This window comes from Burkholderia mycopellens (genome assembly GCF_964265025.1).
Lineage (GTDB): Bacteria > Pseudomonadota > Gammaproteobacteria > Burkholderiales > Burkholderiaceae > Burkholderia.
The window spans coordinates 1,967,343-1,988,067 of record NZ_OZ183803.1 but is presented as its reverse complement, the minus strand read 5'-3'; the positions used below and the strand labels follow the sequence as shown (position 1 = coordinate 1,988,067).

Annotated in this window: 19 protein-coding genes; 10 read left to right on the top strand and 9 right to left on the bottom strand. The window is 68.3% G+C overall.

All coding sequences use genetic code 11. The annotated features are described in order from the left end of the window. Positions 1-41 precede the first annotated feature (41 nt). Positions 42-986: a LysR substrate-binding domain-containing protein gene (locus tag ACPTTC_RS27155; RefSeq protein WP_423394681.1), complete on the bottom strand. Its 945-nt coding sequence runs from the start codon at positions 984-986 to the stop codon at positions 42-44. A gap of 168 nt (positions 987-1,154) precedes the next feature. Between ACPTTC_RS27155 and gtdA the strand changes: the two genes are divergently transcribed. The 8 genes from gtdA (at position 1,155) to ACPTTC_RS27115 (ending at position 7,624) form a co-directional block, all read left to right on the top strand. Then, the gene (gtdA, locus tag ACPTTC_RS27150) at positions 1,155-2,201 is read left to right on the top strand and encodes a gentisate 1,2-dioxygenase (RefSeq protein ID WP_423394680.1); all 1,047 of its coding nucleotides are present in this window, start codon (positions 1,155-1,157) and stop codon (positions 2,199-2,201) included. A 95-nt stretch (positions 2,202-2,296) separates the two neighbouring features. Further along, the gene (locus ACPTTC_RS27145; protein ID WP_175950540.1) at positions 2,297-2,995 is read left to right on the top strand and encodes a fumarylacetoacetate hydrolase family protein; all 699 of its coding nucleotides are present in this window, start codon (positions 2,297-2,299) and stop codon (positions 2,993-2,995) included. A gap of 25 nt (positions 2,996-3,020) precedes the next feature. After that, positions 3,021-3,662, top strand: a complete 642-nt coding sequence (gene maiA, locus ACPTTC_RS27140) for a maleylacetoacetate isomerase (RefSeq protein ID WP_423394679.1) — start codon at positions 3,021-3,023, stop codon at positions 3,660-3,662. Between the two features lie 19 nt (positions 3,663-3,681). Beyond that, positions 3,682-4,890 carry a 3-hydroxybenzoate 6-monooxygenase gene (locus tag ACPTTC_RS27135; RefSeq protein ID WP_423394678.1) on the top strand — a complete coding sequence of 403 codons (1,209 nt, stop codon included), beginning with the start codon at positions 3,682-3,684 and terminating at the stop codon, positions 4,888-4,890. A 79-nt stretch (positions 4,891-4,969) separates the two neighbouring features. Further along, entirely contained in the window at positions 4,970-6,331 is a 1,362-nt protein-coding gene (locus tag ACPTTC_RS27130; RefSeq protein WP_423394677.1) for an MFS transporter, read from the top strand. Positions 6,332-6,425: 94 nt separating this feature from the next. Continuing rightward, entirely contained in the window at positions 6,426-6,776 is a 351-nt protein-coding gene (locus tag ACPTTC_RS27125) for an ArsR/SmtB family transcription factor (RefSeq protein ID WP_175968261.1), read from the top strand. Next, positions 6,766-7,200 carry a YeeE/YedE family protein gene (locus ACPTTC_RS27120; RefSeq protein ID WP_423394676.1) on the top strand — a complete coding sequence of 145 codons (435 nt, stop codon included), beginning with the start codon at positions 6,766-6,768 and terminating at the stop codon, positions 7,198-7,200. Before ACPTTC_RS27125 ends, ACPTTC_RS27120 begins: the two co-directional genes overlap by 11 nt. 1 nt (position 7,201) lies before the next feature. Beyond that, positions 7,202-7,624 carry a DUF6691 family protein gene (locus ACPTTC_RS27115; protein ID WP_423394675.1) on the top strand — a complete coding sequence of 141 codons (423 nt, stop codon included), beginning with the start codon at positions 7,202-7,204 and terminating at the stop codon, positions 7,622-7,624. Positions 7,625-7,778: 154 nt separating this feature from the next. Here the strand turns inward: ACPTTC_RS27115 and ACPTTC_RS27110 are convergent, their stop codons facing one another. Continuing rightward, positions 7,779-8,129, bottom strand: coding sequence for a hypothetical protein (locus ACPTTC_RS27110; RefSeq protein ID WP_423394674.1), 351 nt, complete (start codon positions 8,127-8,129; stop codon positions 7,779-7,781). A 203-nt stretch (positions 8,130-8,332) separates the two neighbouring features. Here ACPTTC_RS27110 and ACPTTC_RS27105 point away from each other — a divergent pair, with 203 nt between their 5' ends. Beyond that, the gene (locus ACPTTC_RS27105; protein WP_423394673.1) at positions 8,333-9,817 is read left to right on the top strand and encodes a PLP-dependent aminotransferase family protein; all 1,485 of its coding nucleotides are present in this window, start codon (positions 8,333-8,335) and stop codon (positions 9,815-9,817) included. An 81-nt stretch (positions 9,818-9,898) separates the two neighbouring features. Here ACPTTC_RS27105 and ACPTTC_RS27100 read toward each other — a convergent pair whose 3' ends face one another. From ACPTTC_RS27100 to ACPTTC_RS27090, 3 genes are all read right to left on the bottom strand, one after another. After that, positions 9,899-10,174: a hypothetical protein gene (locus tag ACPTTC_RS27100; protein ID WP_175950534.1), complete on the bottom strand. Its 276-nt coding sequence runs from the start codon at positions 10,172-10,174 to the stop codon at positions 9,899-9,901. A 97-nt stretch (positions 10,175-10,271) separates the two neighbouring features. Next, positions 10,272-11,618 carry a cytochrome-c peroxidase gene (locus ACPTTC_RS27095; RefSeq protein ID WP_423394672.1) on the bottom strand — a complete coding sequence of 449 codons (1,347 nt, stop codon included), beginning with the start codon at positions 11,616-11,618 and terminating at the stop codon, positions 10,272-10,274. A 44-nt stretch (positions 11,619-11,662) separates the two neighbouring features. Next, the gene (locus ACPTTC_RS27090; RefSeq protein WP_423394671.1) at positions 11,663-13,126 is read right to left on the bottom strand and encodes a metallophosphoesterase family protein; all 1,464 of its coding nucleotides are present in this window, start codon (positions 13,124-13,126) and stop codon (positions 11,663-11,665) included. A gap of 197 nt (positions 13,127-13,323) precedes the next feature. On the opposite strand from ACPTTC_RS27090, the gene ACPTTC_RS27085 reads away from it, so the two are divergent. Continuing rightward, a complete protein-coding gene (locus ACPTTC_RS27085) occupies positions 13,324-14,172 on the top strand; it encodes a class I SAM-dependent methyltransferase (RefSeq protein WP_423394670.1) in 849 nt (282 codons plus the stop codon). Positions 14,173-14,281: 109 nt separating this feature from the next. Here the strand turns inward: ACPTTC_RS27085 and ACPTTC_RS27080 are convergent, their stop codons facing one another. From ACPTTC_RS27080 to ACPTTC_RS27065, 4 genes are all read right to left on the bottom strand, one after another. Beyond that, positions 14,282-14,593 (bottom strand): hypothetical protein, encoded by a 312-nt coding sequence (locus ACPTTC_RS27080; protein WP_423394669.1) that lies wholly within the window; start codon positions 14,591-14,593, stop codon positions 14,282-14,284. Between the two features lie 61 nt (positions 14,594-14,654). Next, positions 14,655-16,676, bottom strand: a complete 2,022-nt coding sequence (locus tag ACPTTC_RS27075; protein WP_226194838.1) for a BCCT family transporter — start codon at positions 16,674-16,676, stop codon at positions 14,655-14,657. Positions 16,677-17,002: 326 nt separating this feature from the next. Then, positions 17,003-18,190 carry a porin gene (locus ACPTTC_RS27070; protein WP_423394668.1) on the bottom strand — a complete coding sequence of 396 codons (1,188 nt, stop codon included), beginning with the start codon at positions 18,188-18,190 and terminating at the stop codon, positions 17,003-17,005. Between the two features lie 112 nt (positions 18,191-18,302). Continuing rightward, complete coding sequence (locus tag ACPTTC_RS27065; protein WP_423394667.1) at positions 18,303-20,723, bottom strand: TIM-barrel domain-containing protein; 2,421 nt, start codon at positions 20,721-20,723, stop codon at positions 18,303-18,305. Between the last annotated feature and the right edge of the window lie 2 nt (positions 20,724-20,725).

The following is a 20,725-nucleotide window of genomic DNA, read 5'->3' as shown; positions in this document are numbered from 1 at the left end:
ACGCAACAACGCGGCCCGGTTGACGCCGGGCCGCGCCACATTCAATCCGCTTGCACGTTCCCCCATCCGCCGACCTGCGGAGCTGCACAGGCGCGCAGGCACTCGATTGTCGCGGCCACGGCCGCGCGATTCGCGCTGTCGGGGTGCCAGTACATCGACACCGCGCCCTGACCCTCGAGCTGCATCGGCAGGATCCGGATCGCGTTCAATTGCGCGAAGCGCTGCGCGGCGCGGTGCGACGCGACACCGAGCAGGTCGGTGTCGTTCAGCAGCGTGAGGTTGAGGATCGACGAATTCGATTCGACGCAGTGCGGTGGCCGCACGCGCCCGGCGGCCGTCAGCGCGGCTTCCAGCGCGTTGTGCACGGGCGTGCCCGATGGCCACACGATCCACGAATAGGCGAGCACGTCGTTCCAGCCGACCGACGCCGCACCGGCGAGCGCGTGGCCCGGCCGCGCGACGAACACGACCGGATCGACATACAGCGCTTCGGCATGCAGCAGCGGATCGACGGAAGTCGACCCGGAGCGGCCCACGACGATATCCAGTTCACTGCGCGCGAGCTGCGGTATCAGCAGGTTCATCGTGCTTTCGGTCATCCGAACTTGCGCGCGCGGCATCCGTTTCAGCAATTGCGACACCGCGAGCGGCACCGTGTCGGCCGCCGCCACGCCCGACGTGCCGATCGTCACGAGGCCGCTGCCGCCTTCCCGCAATGCGGCCATGTCGTCGCGAGCGATGTCGAGCTGTGCTTCGACGCGCCGCGCATGCTCGATCAGCGCTTCACCGTAGGGCGTCGGCCGCAGACCGCGTGCATGCCGCTCGAACAGCGGCAGCCCGACATCCTCTTCCAGTTCCTTCAGCCATTTCGACAGCGCGGGCTGCGTGGTCGCGAGCGCGACCGCCGACTGGCTCAGATTGCCGGTGCCGGCAACGCTCAACAGTACCTGCAGGTGCCGCAGTCGCAGCCGGTGGGTCCAGTCCATCGCATGCCTTGTCGCGTGTAGGTATATCCAGAAATATATGGATCAGATGATTTAACCATTTTACCGGGTATGTCTGGGTCGAATATAAATCGGCTGACGGACTGCAACACGGTCCCCGACCCGACAGACACAGTGCCGACGCCGATCGGCCGACGCCAAGGAGACAACATGACGACCCGCCATCCGGACGTGCCGCGCGCCACCTACTACGCACGGATCGCCGAGCAACGCCTGGCGCCGCTGTGGGAATCGCTGCACAACCTCGTGCCGACATCCCCGCAGCCCGCCGCGCAGGCTGCGATCTGGAAGTACGCGCAGGTGCGCGACCTCGTGATGCAGGCCGGCAGCGTGATCAGCGCGGAGGAAGCCGTGCGTCGCGTGCTCGTGCTGGAGAACCCGGGGCTGCCCGGCAAGTCGAGCATGACGCCGACCCTGTACGCGGGCTTGCAGCTGATCCTGCCGGGCGAGTTCGCGCCGAGCCACCGGCATACGCAGTCGGCGCTGCGCTTCATCGTCGAAGGGCGTGGCGCGTGGACGGCCGTGAACGGCGAGCGCACGACGATGCATCCGGGCGACTTCATCATCACGCCGTCGTGGGCATGGCATGACCACGGCAACCTGTCGGAGCAAGAGGGCGGCGAGCCGGTCGTGTGGCTCGACGGGCTCGACATCCCGCTCGTCGCGAGCCTCGACGCGGGCTTCGCGGAGAACTACCCGGAAGCCGTGCAGCCCGTGAGCCGCCCGGAAGGCGACAGCTTCGCGCGCTTCGGTCACAACATGGTGCCGGTGCGGCATCGCGTGACCGATCCGACGTCGCCGGTATTCAGCTACCCGTATGCACGCACCCGCGACGCGCTCGACGCGCTGTACCGGAATGGCGAACTCGACGCATGGGATGGCGTGAAGCTGCGCTATGTGAACCCCGCGACGGGCGGTTGGCCGATGCCGACGATCGCCACCTTCATGCAGTTCCTGCCGGCCGGTTTCGACGGTCGCACATACCGCAGCACCGACGCGACGATTTACTGCGTCGTCGAAGGCAGCGGCACCGCGCACATCGGCGGCAACGCATTCGCATTCGAGCCGCACGACATCTTCGTCGCGCCGTCGTGGGCGCCCGTGCGGCTGTCGGCATCGTCCGACAGCGTGCTGTTCAGCTATTCCGACCGGCCCGTGCTGTCTGCGTTGAACCTGCTGCGCGAAGCGCGCGACTGACGCCGGCCGCTTTCAGCGATTCATTTCCCGTTTCCCGTTTCCCATGCGCCGTCGCGGCGGCGCCCCGTTCATTCGTATTTACGCTGGAGCCACTCATGACTTTCGTTTTCCCGCCCGAAGCGCCCGTGGCGCTCCCCGTCGCCGGCAGCGACGCGCAGTTCGCGGTACGCCGCGTCTATTGCGTCGGTCGCAACTACGCGGCCCATGCGCGCGAAATGGGCTTCGATCCCGATCGCGAGCCGCCGTTCTTCTTCTGCAAGCCGGCCGATTCGATCGTGCCGGTCGCGTACGGCGAAACGCTCGATCTCGCGTATCCGTCTCAGACGCAGAACTATCACTACGAAGCCGAACTCGTCGCGGTGATCGGCAAGGGCGGTTCGGACATTCCGCTCGAGCGCGCGCTCGAACACGTGTGGGGCTATGCGGTCGGCCTCGACATGACGCGCCGCGACCTGCAGATGAAGATGCGCGAGATGGGCCGGCCGTGGGAGATCGGCAAGGCGTTCGACCGCTCGGCGCCGATCGGGCCCGTGCATCCGGCAAGCGACGTCGGTCATTTCGAGCAGGGCGGCCTGTGGTTGACCGTCAATGGCGCGACGAAGCAGCAGAGCGACGTGTCGCACCTGATCTGGTCGGTTGCGGAAACGGTGGCCGACCTGTCGAAGTTCTTCCGCCTCGAACCGGGGGACGTGATCTTCACGGGCACGCCCGAAGGCGTCGGCGCGGTCGTCGCGGGCGACGTGATGAGGGTCGGCGTCGAACGGCTCGGCGAGCTGACCGTGCGCGTGGTCTGACGCATCTTCCTCGAAAGGCGACATCGTGCAACTGCATAGCTTCTTCAATAGTTCGACATCCTACCGGGTGCGCATCGCGCTCGCGCTGAAAGGGCTGCCGTACGACACGCTGCCGGTGAACATCCGTACCGGCGAGCATCGCGAGGCGGCCTACGTCGCGAACGTGAACCCGTCGGCAGCCGTGCCGGCGCTGGTCGATGGGGATTTCCGTCTCGGGCAGTCGCTCGCGATCCTCGATTACCTCGACCAGATCCAGCCGGAGCCGCGGCTGATTCCGCTCGAACCGCACCGTCGTGCGCGCGTGCTGGAACTGGCGACGCTGATCGCATGCGACATCCATCCGGTCAACAACCTGCGCGTGCTGCGCTATCTCGACAGCGAGCTCAAGGTCACACCGCAGCAGAAGACCGCGTGGTACCGGCACTGGATCGCGGAAGGGATGGCCGGCGTCGAGCGGCTGCTCGCGCGCGCGGACGCGGGGCCGTGGTGCTTCGGCGACACGCCGACGCTCGCCGACCTATGCCTCGTGCCGCAGGTCGCGAATGCGTTGCGGATGGATTGCGACCTGAGTGCGTATCCGCGCAGCCTCGCAGTGTTTGAACACGCGCGGCGCGAGCCGGCGTTCGACGCGGCACAGCCGCAGCGACAACCGGATTACGTCGCATAACACGAAGCAGGAGACAGACATGGGCGAGACAAAAGACAAGGGCCGGCGCGTGCTGGTGATCGGCGGCGGTATCGGCGGGCTCGCGGCGGCGCTTGCGCTCGCGCGCCAGGGCATTCGCGTGAAGCTGCTCGAACAGGCAGGCCAGATCGGCGAGATCGGTGCAGGGATCCAGCTCGCGGCGAATGCATTCAACGCACTCGACGCGCTGGGTGTCGGCGAAGCTGCGCGCCGCCGGGCGGTGTTTACCGACCGGCTGCAGCTGATGGATGCGGTCGACGCGCGCGAGGTGGCGCGCATCGATACGGGCGCCGCGTACCGCGAGCGCTTCGGCAATCCGTATGCGGTGATTCATCGCGCTGACATTCACCTGTCGATCTACGAGGCGGTCAAGGATCATCCGCTGATCGAATTCCGGACGAGCACGCAGGTGTGCGGCTTCGAGCAGGACGGCAACGGCGTGACCGTGACCGACCAGCACGGCGAACGTTTTCGCGCCGATGCGGTAATCGGCTGCGACGGCGTGAAATCCGCGATCCGTCATGCGCTGATCGGTGACGCCCATCGCGTGACCGGCCACGTCGTGTATCGCGCGGTGGTGGACGTCGACAACATGCCGCAGGATCTGCGGATCAATGCGCCGGTCGTGTGGGCCGGCCCGCATTGCCATCTCGTCCACTATCCGCTGCGCGGCGGGCGGCAGTACAACCTCGTCGTCACGTTCCACAGCCGCGAACAGGAAACCTGGGGCGTGCGCGAGGGCAGCAAGGAGGAAGTGCTGTCGTACTTCGACGGCATCCATCCACTGCCGAGGCAGATGCTCGACCGGCCGACGTCGTGGAAGCGCTGGGCGACCGCCGATCGCGATCCGGTCGAACGCTGGAGCGAGGGCCGTGCGACGGTACTCGGCGACGCCGCGCATCCGATGACGCAATACCTCGCGCAGGGCGCGTGCCAGGCGCTCGAGGATGCCGTGACGCTCGGCGCGGCCGTGGCACGGACCGACGGCGATTTCGAGGCGGCGTTCGCGCGGTACGAGCGCGTGCGGATTCCGCGCACCGCGCGCGTGCTGTATTCGGCGCGCGAGATGGGGCGGATCTATCACGCGAAGGGTGTCGAGCGGCAGGTGCGCAACGGGCTTTGGGGCGGACGCACGCAGGCGCAGTTCTACGACGCGCTCGACTGGCTGCACGGCTGGCGTGCGGAGGATTGCCTGAAACCCGTCGCGTAACGCGCGTTTTCAGCCCGATTCCGGCGGCGCGCATTTCAACGACATGACGCGCGACCGCCTTCCTGGAGGAGACCCCATTATGGCCGATACGCTGTCCATCGACGTCAGCGAATGGATCGACCGGCATCGCGTTGCGCCGTTTCAGGCCGCGATCGTCGTCCTGTGCTTTCTGATCGTCGCGATCGACGGGTTCGATACCGCGTCGATCGGTTTCATTGCCCCCGTCATCCGCGCGGAATGGGGCCTGTCGCCCGCGCAGCTCGCGCCTGTGTTCGGCGCGGGGCTCGCCGGGTTGATGGCCGGTGCGCTCGTGTTCGGGCCGCTCGGCGACCGGTTCGGCCGCAAGCGCCTGCTGCTCGCCTGCGTGGCGTGCTTCGGCATCGCGAGCGCCGCGTCGGCGAGCGCCGGCGGCCTGACCGAGCTGATCGCGTGGCGCTTCGTGACCGGGCTCGGGCTCGGCGGCGCGATGCCCAATGCGATCACGTTGACGTCCGAATACTGCCCGGCGCGGCGCCGTTCGCTGCTGGTGACGACGATGTTCTGCGGCTTTACGATCGGCTCCGCGCTCGGCGGGCTCGCGGCGGCGTCGCTGATCGAGCATTGCGGCTGGCGCTCGGTGCTCGTCGTCGGTGGCGCCGCGCCGCTGCTTCTGCTGCCGGTGCTCGCGTGGCGTTTGCCGGAATCGGTGCGCTATCTCGTCAACACCGGCGCGGCTCGCGAGCGGATCGCGGCGATGCTCGGTCGTATCGCACCTGATCCGCATCTTCCAAGCGCGTCGTTCATCGCGCCAGCCGGCAAGCCGGCCGGGTCGCCGCTCGGCCGCCTGTTCAGTGCCGACCTGCTGCGCGGCACGCTGCTGCTGTGGCTCGCGTTCTTCATGAGCCTGCTCGTCATCTACCTGCTGTCGAGCTGGCTGCCGACGCTGCTGCGCACGACCGGCGCGACGCTGCAGACGGCCGCGCGCGTGACCGCGATGTTTCAGGTCGGCGGCACGCTCGGCGCGATCGTCCTCGGCGGGTTGATGGACCGTTTCGACCCACATCGCGTACTGGCCTGCAGCTATGCAGCGGCCGGCGTGTTCGTTGCCGCGATCGGCGTGTTTGCCGCATCGCCGTGGGGCGCCGCGCTCGCCGTGTTCGCGGCCGGTTTCTGCGTGTCGGGTTCGCAGGTCGGCGCAAACGCGCTATCGGCCGCGTTCTATCCGACCGAGTGCCGCACCACCGGCGTGAGCTGGGCGAACGGGATCGGCCGTGGCGGCTCGGTGGTCGGATCGATGGCGGGCGGCGCGATGCTGGCGATGGGCGTGCCGTTGTCGACCGCGTTTGCCGTCGTCGCGGCGCCGTGCGTGATCGCGGGGATGGCGGTGCTGGCGCTCGGCGTGGTCCGTGCCGATGCGGCGCGCCTCCCTGCCGCGAAAGCGATTGCCGGCGAGCAGGCCTGAGCGAAGGAGGGTGCAAGGCAGCCAGTCGGCAAGCGGTTGGGATCAATATATGAATTAATATAATATTGATTCTTTAACTGTTACTCCTCCGTCGATGAAGGACGATCTTTCCACCGGGTTGCCGGAACCCGACCTGATGCGCGCGGCCGCCGAATCGGCCTGCGCGCTGCTCAAGGTGCTGTCGAATCCCGACCGGCTGCTGCTGCTCTGCGAACTGTCCCAAGGCGAGCGCTGCGTGAGCGATCTCGAGACAGCGCTGGATATCCGCCAGCCGACGCTGTCGCAGCAACTCGGCGTGTTGCGGGACAACGCGCTGGTTCGCACGCGCCGCGAGGGCAAGAACGTCCACTATTCGCTCGACAGCCCGGCCGCGATCGCGGTGATGGCCGTGCTGTACGAACAGTTCTGCGGCCCCGCCGCGAAGGGGCGGCGCGATGCAGATTGATGCCCTTCATTTCACGCCGTGGCTGTCGCTGGCCGGCGGCGTGCTGATCGGGCTCGCGGCCGCGTGGCTCGTCGCGTTCAACGGCCGGATTGCCGGCATCAGCGGCATCGTCGGCGGTCTGTTCACGGCACGCGCGGGTGAGCGCGACTGGCGCGCCGCGTTCGTCGCCGGGCTGATCGCCGCACCGCTCGTGATGCGCGTCGTCGGGCACCATCCGACGCCGCAGGTCGATGCAGGCTGGGTCGAATTGGCGGCAGCCGGGCTGCTGGTTGGCGTCGGCACGCGGTATGCGGGCGGTTGCACGAGCGGCCACGGCGTGTGCGGGATGTCACGCGGTGCGCTGCGTTCAATGGTCGCGACGGTGGTCTTCATGGCCGCCGGCTTCGTGACCGTATTCGTGCGACGGCACGTGCTGGGAGGCTGACATGCAGGCAGGATTCGCGTTTCTGGCGGGGCTGCTGTTCGGCCTAGGCCTCATCGTGTCGGGCATGGCCAATCCGCAGAAGGTGCTCGGTTTTCTCGACCTGGCGGGCCGCTGGGATCCGTCGCTCGCGTTCGTGATGGCCGGCGCGACGGGCGTGGCCGTGTTCGCGTTCGCATGGGCGAAGCGCCGGACGCGGTCGTGGCTCGGCTTGCCGATGCAGTTGCCGGCCGTGCGGGCGATTACCGTGCGCCTGGTTGCCGGAAGTGCCGTGTTCGGCATCGGCTGGGGGATCGCCGGGTTCTGCCCCGGGCCCGCGATCGTGTCGATCGGCTTCGGGTCGGCGAAGGGGATCGTGTTCGTCGTCGCGATGGTGGCGGGGATGGGGGTTTTCGAGTGGGGCGAGCGGCGCAGGAGCGTGCGGTGATGTCGTGACCGCCGCGTGCCGAACAGGCTGCGGCGGTTGAACCGGTCAAGGTTGGTCGATCTGCATGAGTGCGGTCGAACCGGATCGCTCCGGATCTCCTCCAGATGATGCGGTGTCAGCTAGCCGCCCCTGGGTGACGCGGCAAGCCGCCATTTCAGGAATGTTCGCGCACATGATGGCCGCCGCGTATCCGTCCGGACAGCCGGCGCAGGATCGCGCGCCATGCAACGATCAAGCGTCTCGGGCGTGCCGGCTCCACGACCGTCGCACTGGCCGCTCCCGTGCCGTCGGCCGACAGCGCCACGTGGCCGGCCGTCTCGAGCGTCAGGCATTCGCCCTCGTCGAGCAGGCGGCGAATGTGCAGTGGCTCGTCGGGCAGCCAGTTGAGCCTGCCGTGACGCAGCGTGACCGCAAGCGCGCCGTCCAGCGCGATCACCTGGCTGCCCTTGTCGAACCACGCAAAGTGGCTTTGCCCGGCGTCGAGCCGGATGTGATGCGTTTGCATGGCGATTCCCTGTCCCGGTTGCGCGGCCTCGCGACGGCGAGGCGACAGCGTGCGATCAGGTTAGGGAAACGGCCACCGGCGCGACAGATTCAGGGGCCGGGAATCTGTTGCGGTGCAGACGACGATTTCGTGACGCTGTATCGGTGGGTTTCCCCGGAATCTGTATCTGGCGTGCGATCGGCCGCGCGGGCACGATCGCCTGCATGACGCCTTTCACCGATTCATCCCGCCCGCCCTTGCCGATGGACGGCGAACCGCTTTACGAACGGCTCGCCGAGCATTACCGCCGCATCATCGCGGCCGGCACGCTGTCGCCCGGCGACCGGATGCCGTCGGTGCGCGCATTCATGGCACAGCACGGCGTGAGTCTATCGACCGCGATCCAGGCGTTCCGACGGCTCGAGGATACCGGCTGGTGCGAAGCGAAGCCGCGCTCCGGCTACTTCGTGCGGCGCCGCGCGGCGGTCGCGCTCGAAACGCTGCCGGAAAGCGATGGGCCACCGCTGAGCGTCGAGCCGCCGTTCGCGGGCCTGCACGAACGCGTATCGCGCGTGATCGACCGCGCGAACGCGGCGCCCGATGCGCTGAATCTCGGCGGCGCGTCCGCGCTGGCCACGCTGTATCCGGCCGAGCGCCTGCAGGCGCTCGCGATCCGGCTGTTGCGGCGCAAGCCCACCTTGCTGACCGATGCGGGGCCCGTTGGCGGTTCGCCCGAATTCCGGCAGACGATGGCCAAGCGCGCGCTGTCGTACGGCGTGACGGTGACGCCGGACGACGTGATGTCGACGAGCGGCGGCGTCGATGCCGTGAATCTCGCATTGCGCGCGGTGGCGCGCCCCGGCGACACGATCGCGATCGAATCGCCGGCCTTCTTCGGCTTGATCCAGTTGCTCGAAAGCCTCGGCTTGCGCGCGCTCGAAATCCCGGCCAGCCCGACGACCGGCCTGTCGATCGAGGCGCTCGAAGTGGCACTGACCGCGTATCCGGACATTCGGGCCGTGGTCGTCGTGCCGAACCTGCAGAACCCGCTCGGCTGCGTGATGCCCGACGAGCGCAAGGCCGCGCTGGTCTCGCTGTGTTCGCGCCATGGCGTGGCCGTGATCGAGGACGAGCCTTATCGCGAGCTCGTCGAGGCGCCGCAGCCGGTCAAGCCGGTGAAGGCATGGGATCGCGACGGCACGGTGATCTACTGCCCGTCGTTCAACAAGGTGCTGGCCCCCGGAATGCGGCTTGGCTGGATAAGCGCGGGGCGCTGGCACGCGCGCGTGAAGATGCTGAAGTTCGCGCACAGCCGGCACAACGCCGCGTTGCTGCAGGCCGTTGCGGCCGAATTCGTCGGCTCGGGCGCGTTCGATCGCCATCTGCACCGGTTCCGCGAACAGTTGCGCGTGCAGCGCGACGTGACGATCGATGCGATTGCGCGGCATTTCCCGGCTGGAACCCGGATGAACCAGCCGCCGGGCGGAATGCTGCTGTGGATCGCGTTGCCGGAGGGCGTGCGCTCCGAAGCGCTGTTCGACGCCGCGCTGGCGCACGGGGTCAGAATCGCGCCCGGCTCGATCTTCTCGAATTCCGACCGCTTCGACGGCTATATCCGGCTCGCTTGCACGCGCGTGTTCGATGCGGCGCACGAAGCGGCATTCGAAACGCTCGGCCGCCTCGTACGGGAAGCCACGGCAGCCAGGTAAGCGCGGTGTCGGCCGGCCGGGCTTGCGAACAGGCAAGCCCCGCGGCTTTTCGAGCGACCGACGCCGCCAGCCGCCGCCATTTCATCGGCTGGCCGAATGCATGGCGAGGTGCTGGCGGATCAGCGACAGGTAACGATCGCCGACCGAGAAATCACGCGCGGCGCGGGGCCGTTCGGCCTGGCGCAGCGTGGCCGGTGCGCTCATGCCCAGATACCGGCATACGGCGGACGGGAAGGGCTTGCGCGTATGCCCGAGCTGGCGAGCCGCGCGCTCGACGCGGGCATCACCGACCTGGGCACGGAGCCACGCCAGCACTTGGCGATCGGCTTCGTTGACGATACGGATTAGATGTTCCATCGCGCACCTCACTGTTCATAAATACAGTACTGTAAATATAACCAGTGTTTGCGGCGACCGCAAGCGGGTGCGCGTGCGGCTGGCCGTTCGGCCAGGGTCAGCGAGCCGGCACGGCGGTTCGGGCGATCCGGCCAGCAGCGGCAGCGGGCGCCACGGGGGGAGCGATCTTCGTATAGCGCGCGTCCGTCAGCGTGCCGAGGAACGCGACGATGTCGTCGATTTCCGCATCGGTGAGCGCGGGCGGCGTGCCGGGCCGGCGGTTCATCGGCGTCGAGTTGACGTTGATGTTGCCGCGATAGGCGGCCGGCACGTCGTCGAACGTTCTGGCCCCGTGATACCAGAAGCCCGGGTCGGTCGAGCGCGTGTTGTAGAACGCGACCGCGTCGCGCAGCGTCGTGAACACGCCGTTGTGCATGAACGTCTGCTTGACCGCGACGTTGCGCAGCCCCGGCGTGCGCAGGTAGCCGCACCATTGTGTCGGCTCGGGCCAGCGCAGCCGCCGTGCGGTGTCGCACAACCCGTTGTCGAAATGGCGCGGATCGCGGTTCGCCGGCAGCGCGCGGTTGCGCGGCACCGCGATTGCGTCGTAGCCGAAATCGGTGAAGAGCGAACGCTCCGGGCGGCTCGACGTCTCCGACAGCGTATGGCAGCTCATGCAGTTGCCCTTGTCCGGATTCCGGAACAGCGCGAGCCCGCGCATCTCGGCCGGTGCGAGCGGCTTGCGGGTGCGCAGGAACGTGTCGAAGCGCGACGTGAACGGCGCCATCTCGTCGCTCTGCAGATAGGCCTCGACGGCCAGGCCCAGCGCACGCACCAGTTGCTCGGGATCGCGCCGCACCGTCGCGCCGAAGCGTGCGGCGAGATCGGGCGCGAGTTCGGTCGCGTCGACCTTGCGCAGCAGCGCGGCCGGCGACCGGTTGTTCATCTCGTCCGGATCGAACAGCGGCCCGCGAATCTGCTCGGCGAGCGTATCCGCGCGGCCGTCGCTGAACAGGCCGCCGAACGGCGACGGCGCGGGTGCGTCGTCGTCCTGGTAGAAGTGGCGGCGTGGGACGTAGCGCACATAGAGCAGCGACGGTGCGTTGCGCCGGCTGAAGTGCCCGGGCCGGCTGCCTTCCGGCACGCCGGGCCCCGCGAGCGAGGCGGCCGACAGCGTCGGCGCGAACGCGCGGCCGGGGTCGTGGCAGCCCGCGCACGACATGCCGCGTGGCTCGGACAATCTCGGATCGAAGAAGATCCGGCGGCCGAGCGCGACGAGCGTCGGGTCGGGCGCGAAGCGCGCGGTGGCTGCGTCGATCTTGCCCGTTACCTGCGGCGTGCCGTTGCCGATGGTATCGACGACTCGCGAAGGCGGAGCACCGGGAAGCAGGACCGTTTCGGCCGGCGCGGCGCGAGCCGCGAGCGCCACGCCGGCGAGCACGGCAGCGGCGAGGGTGCGCAGCATCTGCCGGCCGCGTGCATGGCGGCCGTCACATCGAACTCCTTCACTCACGGCGCAATGAACCCCGTCTTGTCGCAGGCGAGCGTCGTGCCCGACTGGTTGCACGATGCGAGCAGCTTGCCGGCCGCCGAATATGCGTGGAACACCCAGCCGGTCGCCGGGGCGGCGCGGCGCTCCATGATCAGGAAGCCGAAGCTGTTGTTGTGCGACAGCCGCTCGATCACGGCGCCCGGTGCGGGCGTCAGGCCGGCCGGGAACGGGTCGGGCAGCGCGACGTCGAGATTGTCGCCGCCGTTGCCTGACACGATCGTCGCCGGATGCCCGGACGAGAAGTTGATCGCCTGGAAATCGTGCACGTGGCCGTGCAGCGCGACGTGCACGCCGGGCGGGTAGTACGCCTGCGCGTTGAGGCTCGACATCACCGACTGCAGCGCGAGATTGCCCGGCGCGGGGGTGCTGCCGGCGATCGGCGCGAACGCGAGGATCGGATGGTGGTTCGTGAAGATCGTCGTCGTCATGCCGGCCTTCGACGCGAGCGCGGCGACCGTCTGGAACTGCTTCTGGTAGATGCCGAATTGCGCGTCGGTCGTCTTGAGCGGCGTGCGGCCTACCTTCGCGGTGTCGAACACGATCACCTGCGAGCCGCCGCCGAGCGACACCGCATAGGGTTCCGAATAGTTCGCGTTGTTGTCGTTGGCCGGATCGTCGCACGAGCGCGCGGCCGAATACGGGCGCGGATCGAGGAAGCGGAACCAGCCCTGGCCCGCCCGCGCGCATTCCTCGTGGTTGCCACGCACGACGACCCACGGCGCCTTCGCGAGCAGCGGGGCGGCCGGGCGGAACAGGTCGGCCTGCCACGTATCCCAGCCATAACCCCACGGGCTGTCCTTGCAGCCGGCGATGTCCGGCGGGCACGCGTTCTCGCGATAGTGGTAGTCGCCGATATGCATCACGAGGTCGGGCGACAGTTTCGCGACGCTGGCCGCGATCGTGTCGAGCGGCCAGACGGTCGCGTCGTTGCACGCCTGCCAGGCGTTGTCGGCCTTCTTCATGCGGCAGCCGGTGTCGGCGATGATCGCGATGCGTTGCGGCTGCGCCTTCGGCAGCGGCAGCGTGCGGCCCGCGACGCTCGCCGCCTGCGCGCCGGCCGGCAGCGTCATCTCGCAGACGGACACCGGGAAGCTCGACGGCTTCGAATCGGACGGATCGCTGGCGGTCGGCCGCTGGGCGAGGGTCGCGGCGCCTGCGCGCAGCGTCATGCGCGACAGCTTGCCGTCGACGGTCAGTTGCGGGCACAGCGGATCGCTGGCCGAAGCGGGCGTGTAGTTCGTGATGACGCGCGCGATCGCCTGGTTCGCGTCGCCGATCTCGACCCATGCGGCCTGGACGTTGACCGACGCACTCGCCGGATCGGCCGGCGAATCGATGTGGTTCGAGCACGCGGACAGCGCCGCGAGGGCAACAAGGGGGGCGCAGCACGCGAGCAGCGCGCGCGGGAAGAGTCGTCGCATGGTAGGTACCGTAGGAAAGTCGTCAACGATACGCAGCGCAAATGTAAGAAATATGAAAAAAACGGGGCGACGGGGCGCGCACGCGGGCCGGGCGTCGACATTGCGGCGGCAGGTCGCGGCCGGAGGGCCTTGACCTCAAGCCGGCTTGAAGCAGCAAAGTGCGAGGCACGATCAACGAACCAGAAGGGGAATCGACGATGGAAACCAGCCGGCCCAATGACGAACAATCCGCGTTATGGAACGGCCCGTCGGGGCGTGCCTGGGTCGATACGCAGGCGCCGATCGACCGGATGCTCGAACCGCTGGAGAACTTGCTGGTGGATGCGGCGGCCACGTCGTCCGCGCGCAGCGTGCTCGACGTCGGTTGCGGCACGGGCGCGGTCACGCTTGCGATCGCGCGGCGGCTCGGTGCGGGCACGCAATGTACGGGCATCGATATCTCGGCCAGGATGATCGACGCCGCGCAGGCGCGCGCCGAACGCAGCGGCGTTCACGCCTGCTTCGTGCGCGCGGACGTGCAGACGCACGCGTTCGAGCCTGCGAGCGTCGACCTGATCGTGTCGCGCCTCGGCGTGATGTTCTTCGACGATCCGGTCCGGGCCTTCGCGAATCTGCGGCACGCGGCGCGGCCGGATGCGCAGATGCGGTTCGTCGCATGGCGCAGCGCGGCCGACAACCCGTTCATGACGACGGCCGAGCGGGCCGCCGCGCCGTTGCTGCCGAACTTGCCCGCGCGGCGGCCCGGCGCGCCGGGGCAGTTCGCGTTCGGCGACCGGCAACGAATCGCTTCGGTGCTGTCGGACAGCGGCTGGGCCGACGTTACGATCGAGCCGATCGATATGGCGTGCGCGCTGCCCGAACCCGCACTGGACGACTACATCGCCCGGCTGGGCCCGGTCGGGCTCGCGCTGCTGGAGACGGACGACGCGACGCGACGGCGTGTGGTCGACACGGTGCGTGCCGCGTTCGAGCGCTACGTGCACGGCGCGGAGGTACGCTTCGACGCGGCGTGCTGGCTCGTGACGGCGCGGGCTCCTTCCGCGTAATGCGTGGCAATCGAGGTGGATCGAGAAAGGGCCGTCTGCCGCCCCCATACATTGCTGCCCGCGCACGACGAAGCCGCGCGGCGAAACTTCGCCGCGCGCCATGCGCGGTTCAGCGTTTGCGCGCGCGCAGCATCAGCCACGCGCAACCGCCGGCAACCAGCACGAGACCGAGCAGGACGGACTCGACGCCGAGCGCGAAACCGGGCGGCATTTCACCGCTGTTCGGCGCGGGCGACAGATTGCCGCCCATCGCGACGGCCCCGCCGGCCAGCAGCGCCATGCAGACGATCCAGTAGAGCTTGCCGCGCGGCGCGGCGGCCCGGATCCGCCACAGCGCGATGCCGGCCCCGCCGAGATAAAGCACGGCGAGCGTGCCGAGCGCGACGAGGTCGGTGGAGCGGCTTTGCAGAAACCCGCTCATCGCGTGGCTCCGTCGATCGCGCAGCAGGGGCGCCGCGCGGTCAAGGCTCCGGCGGACGCGTTCATTCAGCCTCCGTCGCGTGCCCCGGCGCGCGGCTCAGCAGATGCGTGCGCGTGTCGGCCGCGAGCGACACGTAGCGTTCGTACTGGCGCAGCACGTCGGCAATCACTTCATCGCTGCGCAGGTATTCGACGTCGTAGCCGAGCCGCCCATCCTCGAAGAACGTGACGATCCCGTACACGTGGGCCCGCTCCGCTTCCGGCTCGGCCGCCTCGCGCACGAGGAACGCCGCCGCGGATTTCACCGTCACGCGCACGCCGTACACGAAATCGCGGTGGTCGGCGGTCGGCACGGTGAGGCGCACGGCATCGTCGCTGTCGCGTTGCACGTTCGCATCGACGCCGCCCGCGCGCAGTTCGTCGGCGACCTTGCGCAACGCGGGCTCGACCGTCTCGGCAACGAACTGGCGTGCCTCGGCCTCGGTCGTCTGCCGCAGGATGTGGGTCAGGCGGTGGCGCCAGTGCTGGCCGGTCCAGAAGCTCGTCGCGGGCGCGACGTCCTGCGAATAGTGCACGCGGTCGGCAGCGAGCCCGCGCCACAGCCCGTAGCAGAGCGCGATCATGATGATCGCGACCGGCAGCGCGGCGATCAGCGTCATCGCCTGCAATGCGCCGAGCCCGCCCGCGACCAGCAGCACCGCGGCCGTCACGCCCAGCAGTGCGGCCCAGAACAGCCGTTGCCAGACGGGCGAGTGCGCGTTGCCGCGCGTCGCGATCTGGTCGATCACGAACGCGCCCGAATCGGCGGACGTCACGAAGAACACCGCGATCAGCACGATCGCGACGATCGACAGCAGTTGCGGCATCGGCAGGAAGTCGAAGAAGCGGAACAGCAGCGCGTCGACATTGGTGGCCGTTTGCGCGAGCGCGCCGGCCGCGCCGTGCGTATCGAGCCAGATCGCGCTGTTGCCGAACACGGTCATCCACACGAGGTTGAACGCGGTCGGCACGAGCAGCACGCCGATCACGAACTGGCGGATCGTGCGGCCGCGCGAGATGCGCGCGATGAACATGCCGACGAACGGCGACCACGACACCCACCATGCCCAGTAGAGGATCGTCCAGCCGCCGAACCAGCCTTCCTCGCGCGGCGGTGCGTACGCGTACGTCCTGAAGGACAGGTCGACGAGGCTCGACAGATACTGGCCGATGTTGTCGCCGAGCGCGCGCAGCAGGAACGCCGTCGGACCTGCGACGACCACGAACGCGAGCAGCAGGAACGCCAGCAGCAGGTTCAGCTCGGACAGTCGCCGCACGCCCTTGTCGAGGCCGGTTGCGGCCGATACGCCCGCGAGGATCACGACGACCGCGACGAGCCCGATGCGAAACAGGTTGCTGCCGGTGTCCCAGCCGGCGACGGTATGCAGGCCCGCGCTCAGCTGCATCACACCGTAGCCGAGCGTCGTCGCGATGCCGGCGACCGTGCCGACCAGCGCGAACGCATCGACCGTGTGGCCGATCCACCCGTTGATGCGCTCGCGCAGCACCGGATACAGCCCGGAGCGCAGCGTCAGCGGCAGGTTGTAGCGGAAGCCGAAGTACGCGAGCACGAGCCCCATCAGCCCGTAGATCGCCCACGCATGGAAGCCCCAGTGGAAGAAGGTCATCAGCATCGCCTCGCGCGCGGCGGCGGGCGTGCCGGGGTCGACGGTCGGCGGTTTCAGGAAGTGCTGCATCGGCTCGCCGACGCCGAAGTACATGAGCCCGATGCCCATGCCGGCTGCGAACAGCATGGCTGTCCACGATACGAAGCTGAATTCGGGCTCGGCATCATCGGGGCCGAGCCGGATGTTGCCGAAGTCGCTCGCGGCGATCAGCACGAGAAACACGAGGAAGCCGGTGACGGCGAGTACGTAGAACCAGTCGAAGCGCGCGATGACCCATTGCTGGCCGGCGGAGAACAGCGCGCCGGCTTCGCTTGGGCGCAACGCGCACACGACGAGCAGCGCGCCGATGACCGCGAGCGCGGGCAGGACGACCTGTGGCTTGAATGTCGTGCGGGGCGAGGGACGGGAATCTGGCATGGCGGGCATCCAGTTGTGGGCGCAACAAGGCGCGACGCCGCCCGGCGCGCGGGTTGCGCGTCGGACCCTGATACGGCGTGCGTCGAGTGTACCGCGGTGTCAGGACTGCAAGAAGGGGTATGCAGAAGAGATAAGCCTGACGAATTGTAAGGTATTGAGGGGATCGCGAAAACCCGCGGGGTTCGCCCGGCGGGCGGACCGGGCGCCGAAAACGCCGTGGCGGACGTGCGTCGGGCGCCCGGACGGCGCGCGTGGAATGCGAGAAGTGCGAGAAAAGCGCGTCGCCCGGGGCAGGGGCAGCGCGGCGATGGCGCTGCCGTGGGGGTTCAGAACGTGACGGCGATGCCGGCCATGCCGACGAACTGGCCGCGCGTCGTCGACGGCGTGAGCTGCTGCGAATCGCCGACGATCGGTGCCGCGTCGATGACGTGGCCGGCGCCTTGCGCACCGAGCGTCTGTCCGCTCGAATGCGTGTATGCCTGTAGTGCATAGAGTGTCGTGCGCTTCGACAGGCTGTACGACTCCTTCAGCGAATACTGCTGGTAGCGGGCTGCACTGTCGATGCCGTTCGCCTTCGACGCGCGCGTGTATGCGAACGCGCCGGCCACCGAGAACACCGGTGTGAAGCGGTACGCGGCGAGCGCGCCGTAGGTGTTGAACACGGCCGTGTCCGTGAACGCGGAGCCGTTGCCGGGCAGGTACTTCACGTTCGAATAGTTGACGCCCATCGTCAGGTCGCCGAGCGTATAGTTACCGGCTGCCGCGACCTGCTCGACGGCCTTCGCGGTCAGGTAGCCCTGGTTCAATACGGACACCGCGAAGCTGCCCGAGGCGGCGGTCGCCGGATTCAGGAAGCCGGCCGACGAGCCCGAGCTGTTGATGCGCAGGTAGCCGGCCGCGACGCCGATCGGCCCGTTCGCATAACGCAGCGCGGCGCTGAACGTGTTGCCCTTGCCGGTCGCACCCGCAATGCCGCCGAATGCGTACATCGCGCTTGCGGTCAGCCCCGCGAAGGTCGGCGACGTATAGGTAACCGAATTGTTCACGCGGATCGTCGTGTCGAGGCCGTCGATGTCGCCCGGATGCGCGCCCGTTGCGCCGGTCAGCCAGCTGCTCGACGCGTACGGGCCGACGAACAGGAAGTAGGGCGTGTACTGGCGGCCGGCCGTCATCGTGCCGTAATGATCGTTGCGCAGGCCGACGAACGCCTGGCGGTTGAAGATCGTGCCGGCGGCGGATTGCGCGCCGGTGTTCAGGTTGAAGCCGGACTGCAGGTCGAAGATCGCATGCGTGCCGCCGCCGAGATCCTCGTCGCCGCGCAGCCCGAACTTCGACGCATACAGGTTGCCGTCGCGCATGTAGATGTTCGAGTGGCCCTGCTGGTTGTTCACGTACGCGAGCGAATCGTCGACGACGCCGTACAGCGTCACGCTGCTCTGCGCGTGGGCGGCGGTCGTGCCGAGCGACGCGGCCGATAAAATCAGGATTGCATAGCGGTTGACGGGTGCTTTCATCGTCGAATCTCCAGATCTCTTCATCTTTTCAAGGTGGGCGGGAGGCTCGATCGCCTCCTCTGTGACGGGCGGCGGGCCGCATGAACGGCCCGCCTTGCCAAGGTCATGCGGTTCAGTTGTCGAATGCGACGACGAGGCGGCGCCATGCGCCATCCTGCGCATCCTGCTCGACGCGCGCGCCGCGCACGGCGACCGGGCCTTGCAGCGACGCGGGCAGCAGGATCTCGATGCGATCGGCCGGGCGCGCCGGGCGACCGTCCCAGCGCACCGATACGCCGAGCGCGCCCGACGCCTCACGGCCGGTCTCGATGCGCCACAGCCCGTATTCGCCGTCGCGCCATGCTTCCGTCTCGCCGTCGTCCTCGATGCATTCGCCCTGTGCGACGCCGTCCTCGATGCGCGGCGCGACGAGGAAGCCGCGCGTGTCGGCACGCGCGCCGAAATGCTGTTCCGCGACGTTCAGCGGCAGCACACGGCCCTCGCGCAGCAACATCACCGGCGTGTCGAACGGCGCGGGCAGCGTCACGCTCGTGCCGCCGTCGAACGACTGCGCGCTCGCGCAGCACATCCAGCGCGCGCCCGACGGCAGGTAGACGGTGCGCTCCGTCAGGCCGGGATCGACGACCGGGGCGACGAGCAGCGCGTCGCCGAGCATCATCTCGTCACATTCGTCGTAGCAGCGCGCATCGCCGGGGAAATCGGCGAAGGTCGGCCGCAGCACGGGCTCGTAGCGCGTCGTCGACAGCCACAGCAGGTGATAGAGGTAGGGCAGCAGCCGGTAGCGCTGCTTGATCAGCGACGCAATCTGCGCGGTGATCTCCGGGTACATCCACGGCTCGTTGACGGTGCCGTCGTCGTTCCACGAATGGATGCTGAAGCGCGGCATGAAGATGCCGAACTGCACCCAGCGCAGCAGCAGTTCCGGCGACGGCGCGGGCCCGGAGAAGCCGCCGATGTCGTGGCCGATGTTCGACACGCCCGACAGTGCGAGCCCCAGGCCCATTTTCAGGTTGTAGCGCAAGGTTTCCCACGACGTGTAGTTGTCGCCGGACCAGGTCTGGACATAACGTTGCATGCCGGCGCCGCCGGAGCGCGACACCAGGTAAGGCCGTTGCCCCGGCGCATGCGCGCGCTGCGCTTCACGCGACGCGCGCATCATCAGCATCGTCTGCAGGACTTTCGCCTCGCGCGCGGGGAACGGCTGGCCGAAGCCGTGTGCGATCGCGTCGGGCGACCAGATCTCGTATTCGTTGTTGTCGTTCCAGGTCGACTCGATCCCGTATTCGAGCAGCGCCGACGTGACCTGCTCGCGCCACCAGCGGTACGCGTCAGGCTGCGTAAAGTCGAGATACGCGCCGACCTCGTCCCAGAACTGCACCCACGCAGGCTCGCCGGACGCCGAGCGGATCAGCAGCCCGCGCTTTGCGGCGTCATCGAATGCGGGATGGTCGCGCAGCAGGCACGGCTTGATGTTCGCGCACAGGCGAATGCCGTGGTCGCGGTAATGCTTCACGAAGCCCTTCGCGTCGGGAAACTTGTCGCGGTTCCAGTTGAACACGTAACGCTTCGCGCCGATCGACGTATAGCCCGACGACAGGTGGAACGAATCGCACAGGATGTCGTGCGTGTCGCACTGTTCGACGAACTGGTTCATCTGCTGCTGCGCGTCCGGCGCATCGGTGTAGCTCATCGTCGAGCCCGAATAGCCGAGCCCCCATTTTGGCGTGCGCGCGGGGCGCCCGGTGAGCCACGTGAAGCGCCGCGCGGCCGCGAGCGGCGTGTCGGGCGATGCGATGAAGTAGTAGTCGAGATCGCCGTGCTCGGCGACGAAATAGCGGTACGGGCCGTGATAGTTGTCGAGCTCGCGGCCCATGTCGAACGCGCAGTCCGACAGCGTGTCGTAGAACAGCCCGAACCCCTGGCATGCATCGGGCGACCACGTGATGTAAAACGGAATGTGCTTGTACAGCGGATCGGTGTGCTTCGCGCTGTAGCCCATCGCGTCGATGTTGCGCATTTCGAAGCGCGCGCCGGTGCGGTCGAGGTCGCCCGCACGTTCGCCGAGGCCGAACACCTTGTCGCCCCGCTCGCGGGCGACGTAGTGATACGCGCGATCGTCCCACCAGCCGAAGTTGTACGCCTGCGTCGCGCGGTCGGCGAGTGCGACGCGCCACGTGCCGTCCGCGCCGCGCATCGACCACGTGCAATGGCCGCCTTGCCGGCGCACCACGACGCGGATCTGCGCGGTCTCGATGCGCACGCCGTCGTCGTCTTCGTCGAGCGTATAGGCGGGCAGGGCAAAGCCGTCGAGGTCGAGGCGGTCGCGCCCGTCGAGCGGCACGTCGTCGAGGCCCGGTGCGATCGACCAGGTGCGCGGGTTGCGCGCCGTCGCGTCGGGCAGCACGCGCACGCGCACGATGTCGTCCTCGAGCACGAAGATCTCGATGGTCGCGCCCGCGTCGGACGCGAGCAGCACACGGTTCGCGTGCCGGCCGGCGACGCGGAACACGGGCGGATGAAGAAGCGAAGTCATGA

Coding starts and splice junctions, on each gene's coding strand:
- ACPTTC_RS27130 (WP_423394677.1), top strand. CDS start 4,970: ATGGCCGATACGCTGTCCATCGACGTCAGCGAATGGATCGACCGGCAT.
- ACPTTC_RS27155 (WP_423394681.1), bottom strand. CDS start 986: ATGGACTGGACCCACCGGCTGCGACTGCGGCACCTGCAGGTACTGTTG.
- ACPTTC_RS27070 (WP_423394668.1), bottom strand. CDS start 18,190: ATGAAAGCACCCGTCAACCGCTATGCAATCCTGATTTTATCGGCCGCG.
- ACPTTC_RS27145 (WP_175950540.1), top strand. CDS start 2,297: ATGACTTTCGTTTTCCCGCCCGAAGCGCCCGTGGCGCTCCCCGTCGCC.
- ACPTTC_RS27090 (WP_423394671.1), bottom strand. CDS start 13,126: ATGCGACGACTCTTCCCGCGCGCGCTGCTCGCGTGCTGCGCCCCCCTT.
- ACPTTC_RS27065 (WP_423394667.1), bottom strand. CDS start 20,723: ATGACTTCGCTTCTTCATCCGCCCGTGTTCCGCGTCGCCGGCCGGCAC.
- ACPTTC_RS27085 (WP_423394670.1), top strand. CDS start 13,324: ATGGAAACCAGCCGGCCCAATGACGAACAATCCGCGTTATGGAACGGC.
- ACPTTC_RS27105 (WP_423394673.1), top strand. CDS start 8,333: ATGACGCCTTTCACCGATTCATCCCGCCCGCCCTTGCCGATGGACGGC.
- ACPTTC_RS27125 (WP_175968261.1), top strand. CDS start 6,426: ATGAAGGACGATCTTTCCACCGGGTTGCCGGAACCCGACCTGATGCGC.
- gtdA (WP_423394680.1), top strand. CDS start 1,155: ATGACGACCCGCCATCCGGACGTGCCGCGCGCCACCTACTACGCACGG.
- ACPTTC_RS27115 (WP_423394675.1), top strand. CDS start 7,202: ATGCAGGCAGGATTCGCGTTTCTGGCGGGGCTGCTGTTCGGCCTAGGC.
- ACPTTC_RS27095 (WP_423394672.1), bottom strand. CDS start 11,618: ATGCTGCGCACCCTCGCCGCTGCCGTGCTCGCCGGCGTGGCGCTCGCG.
- ACPTTC_RS27135 (WP_423394678.1), top strand. CDS start 3,682: ATGGGCGAGACAAAAGACAAGGGCCGGCGCGTGCTGGTGATCGGCGGC.
- ACPTTC_RS27080 (WP_423394669.1), bottom strand. CDS start 14,593: ATGAGCGGGTTTCTGCAAAGCCGCTCCACCGACCTCGTCGCGCTCGGC.
- ACPTTC_RS27075 (WP_226194838.1), bottom strand. CDS start 16,676: ATGCCAGATTCCCGTCCCTCGCCCCGCACGACATTCAAGCCACAGGTC.
- ACPTTC_RS27100 (WP_175950534.1), bottom strand. CDS start 10,174: ATGGAACATCTAATCCGTATCGTCAACGAAGCCGATCGCCAAGTGCTG.
- ACPTTC_RS27110 (WP_423394674.1), bottom strand. CDS start 8,129: ATGCAAACGCATCACATCCGGCTCGACGCCGGGCAAAGCCACTTTGCG.
- ACPTTC_RS27120 (WP_423394676.1), top strand. CDS start 6,766: ATGCAGATTGATGCCCTTCATTTCACGCCGTGGCTGTCGCTGGCCGGC.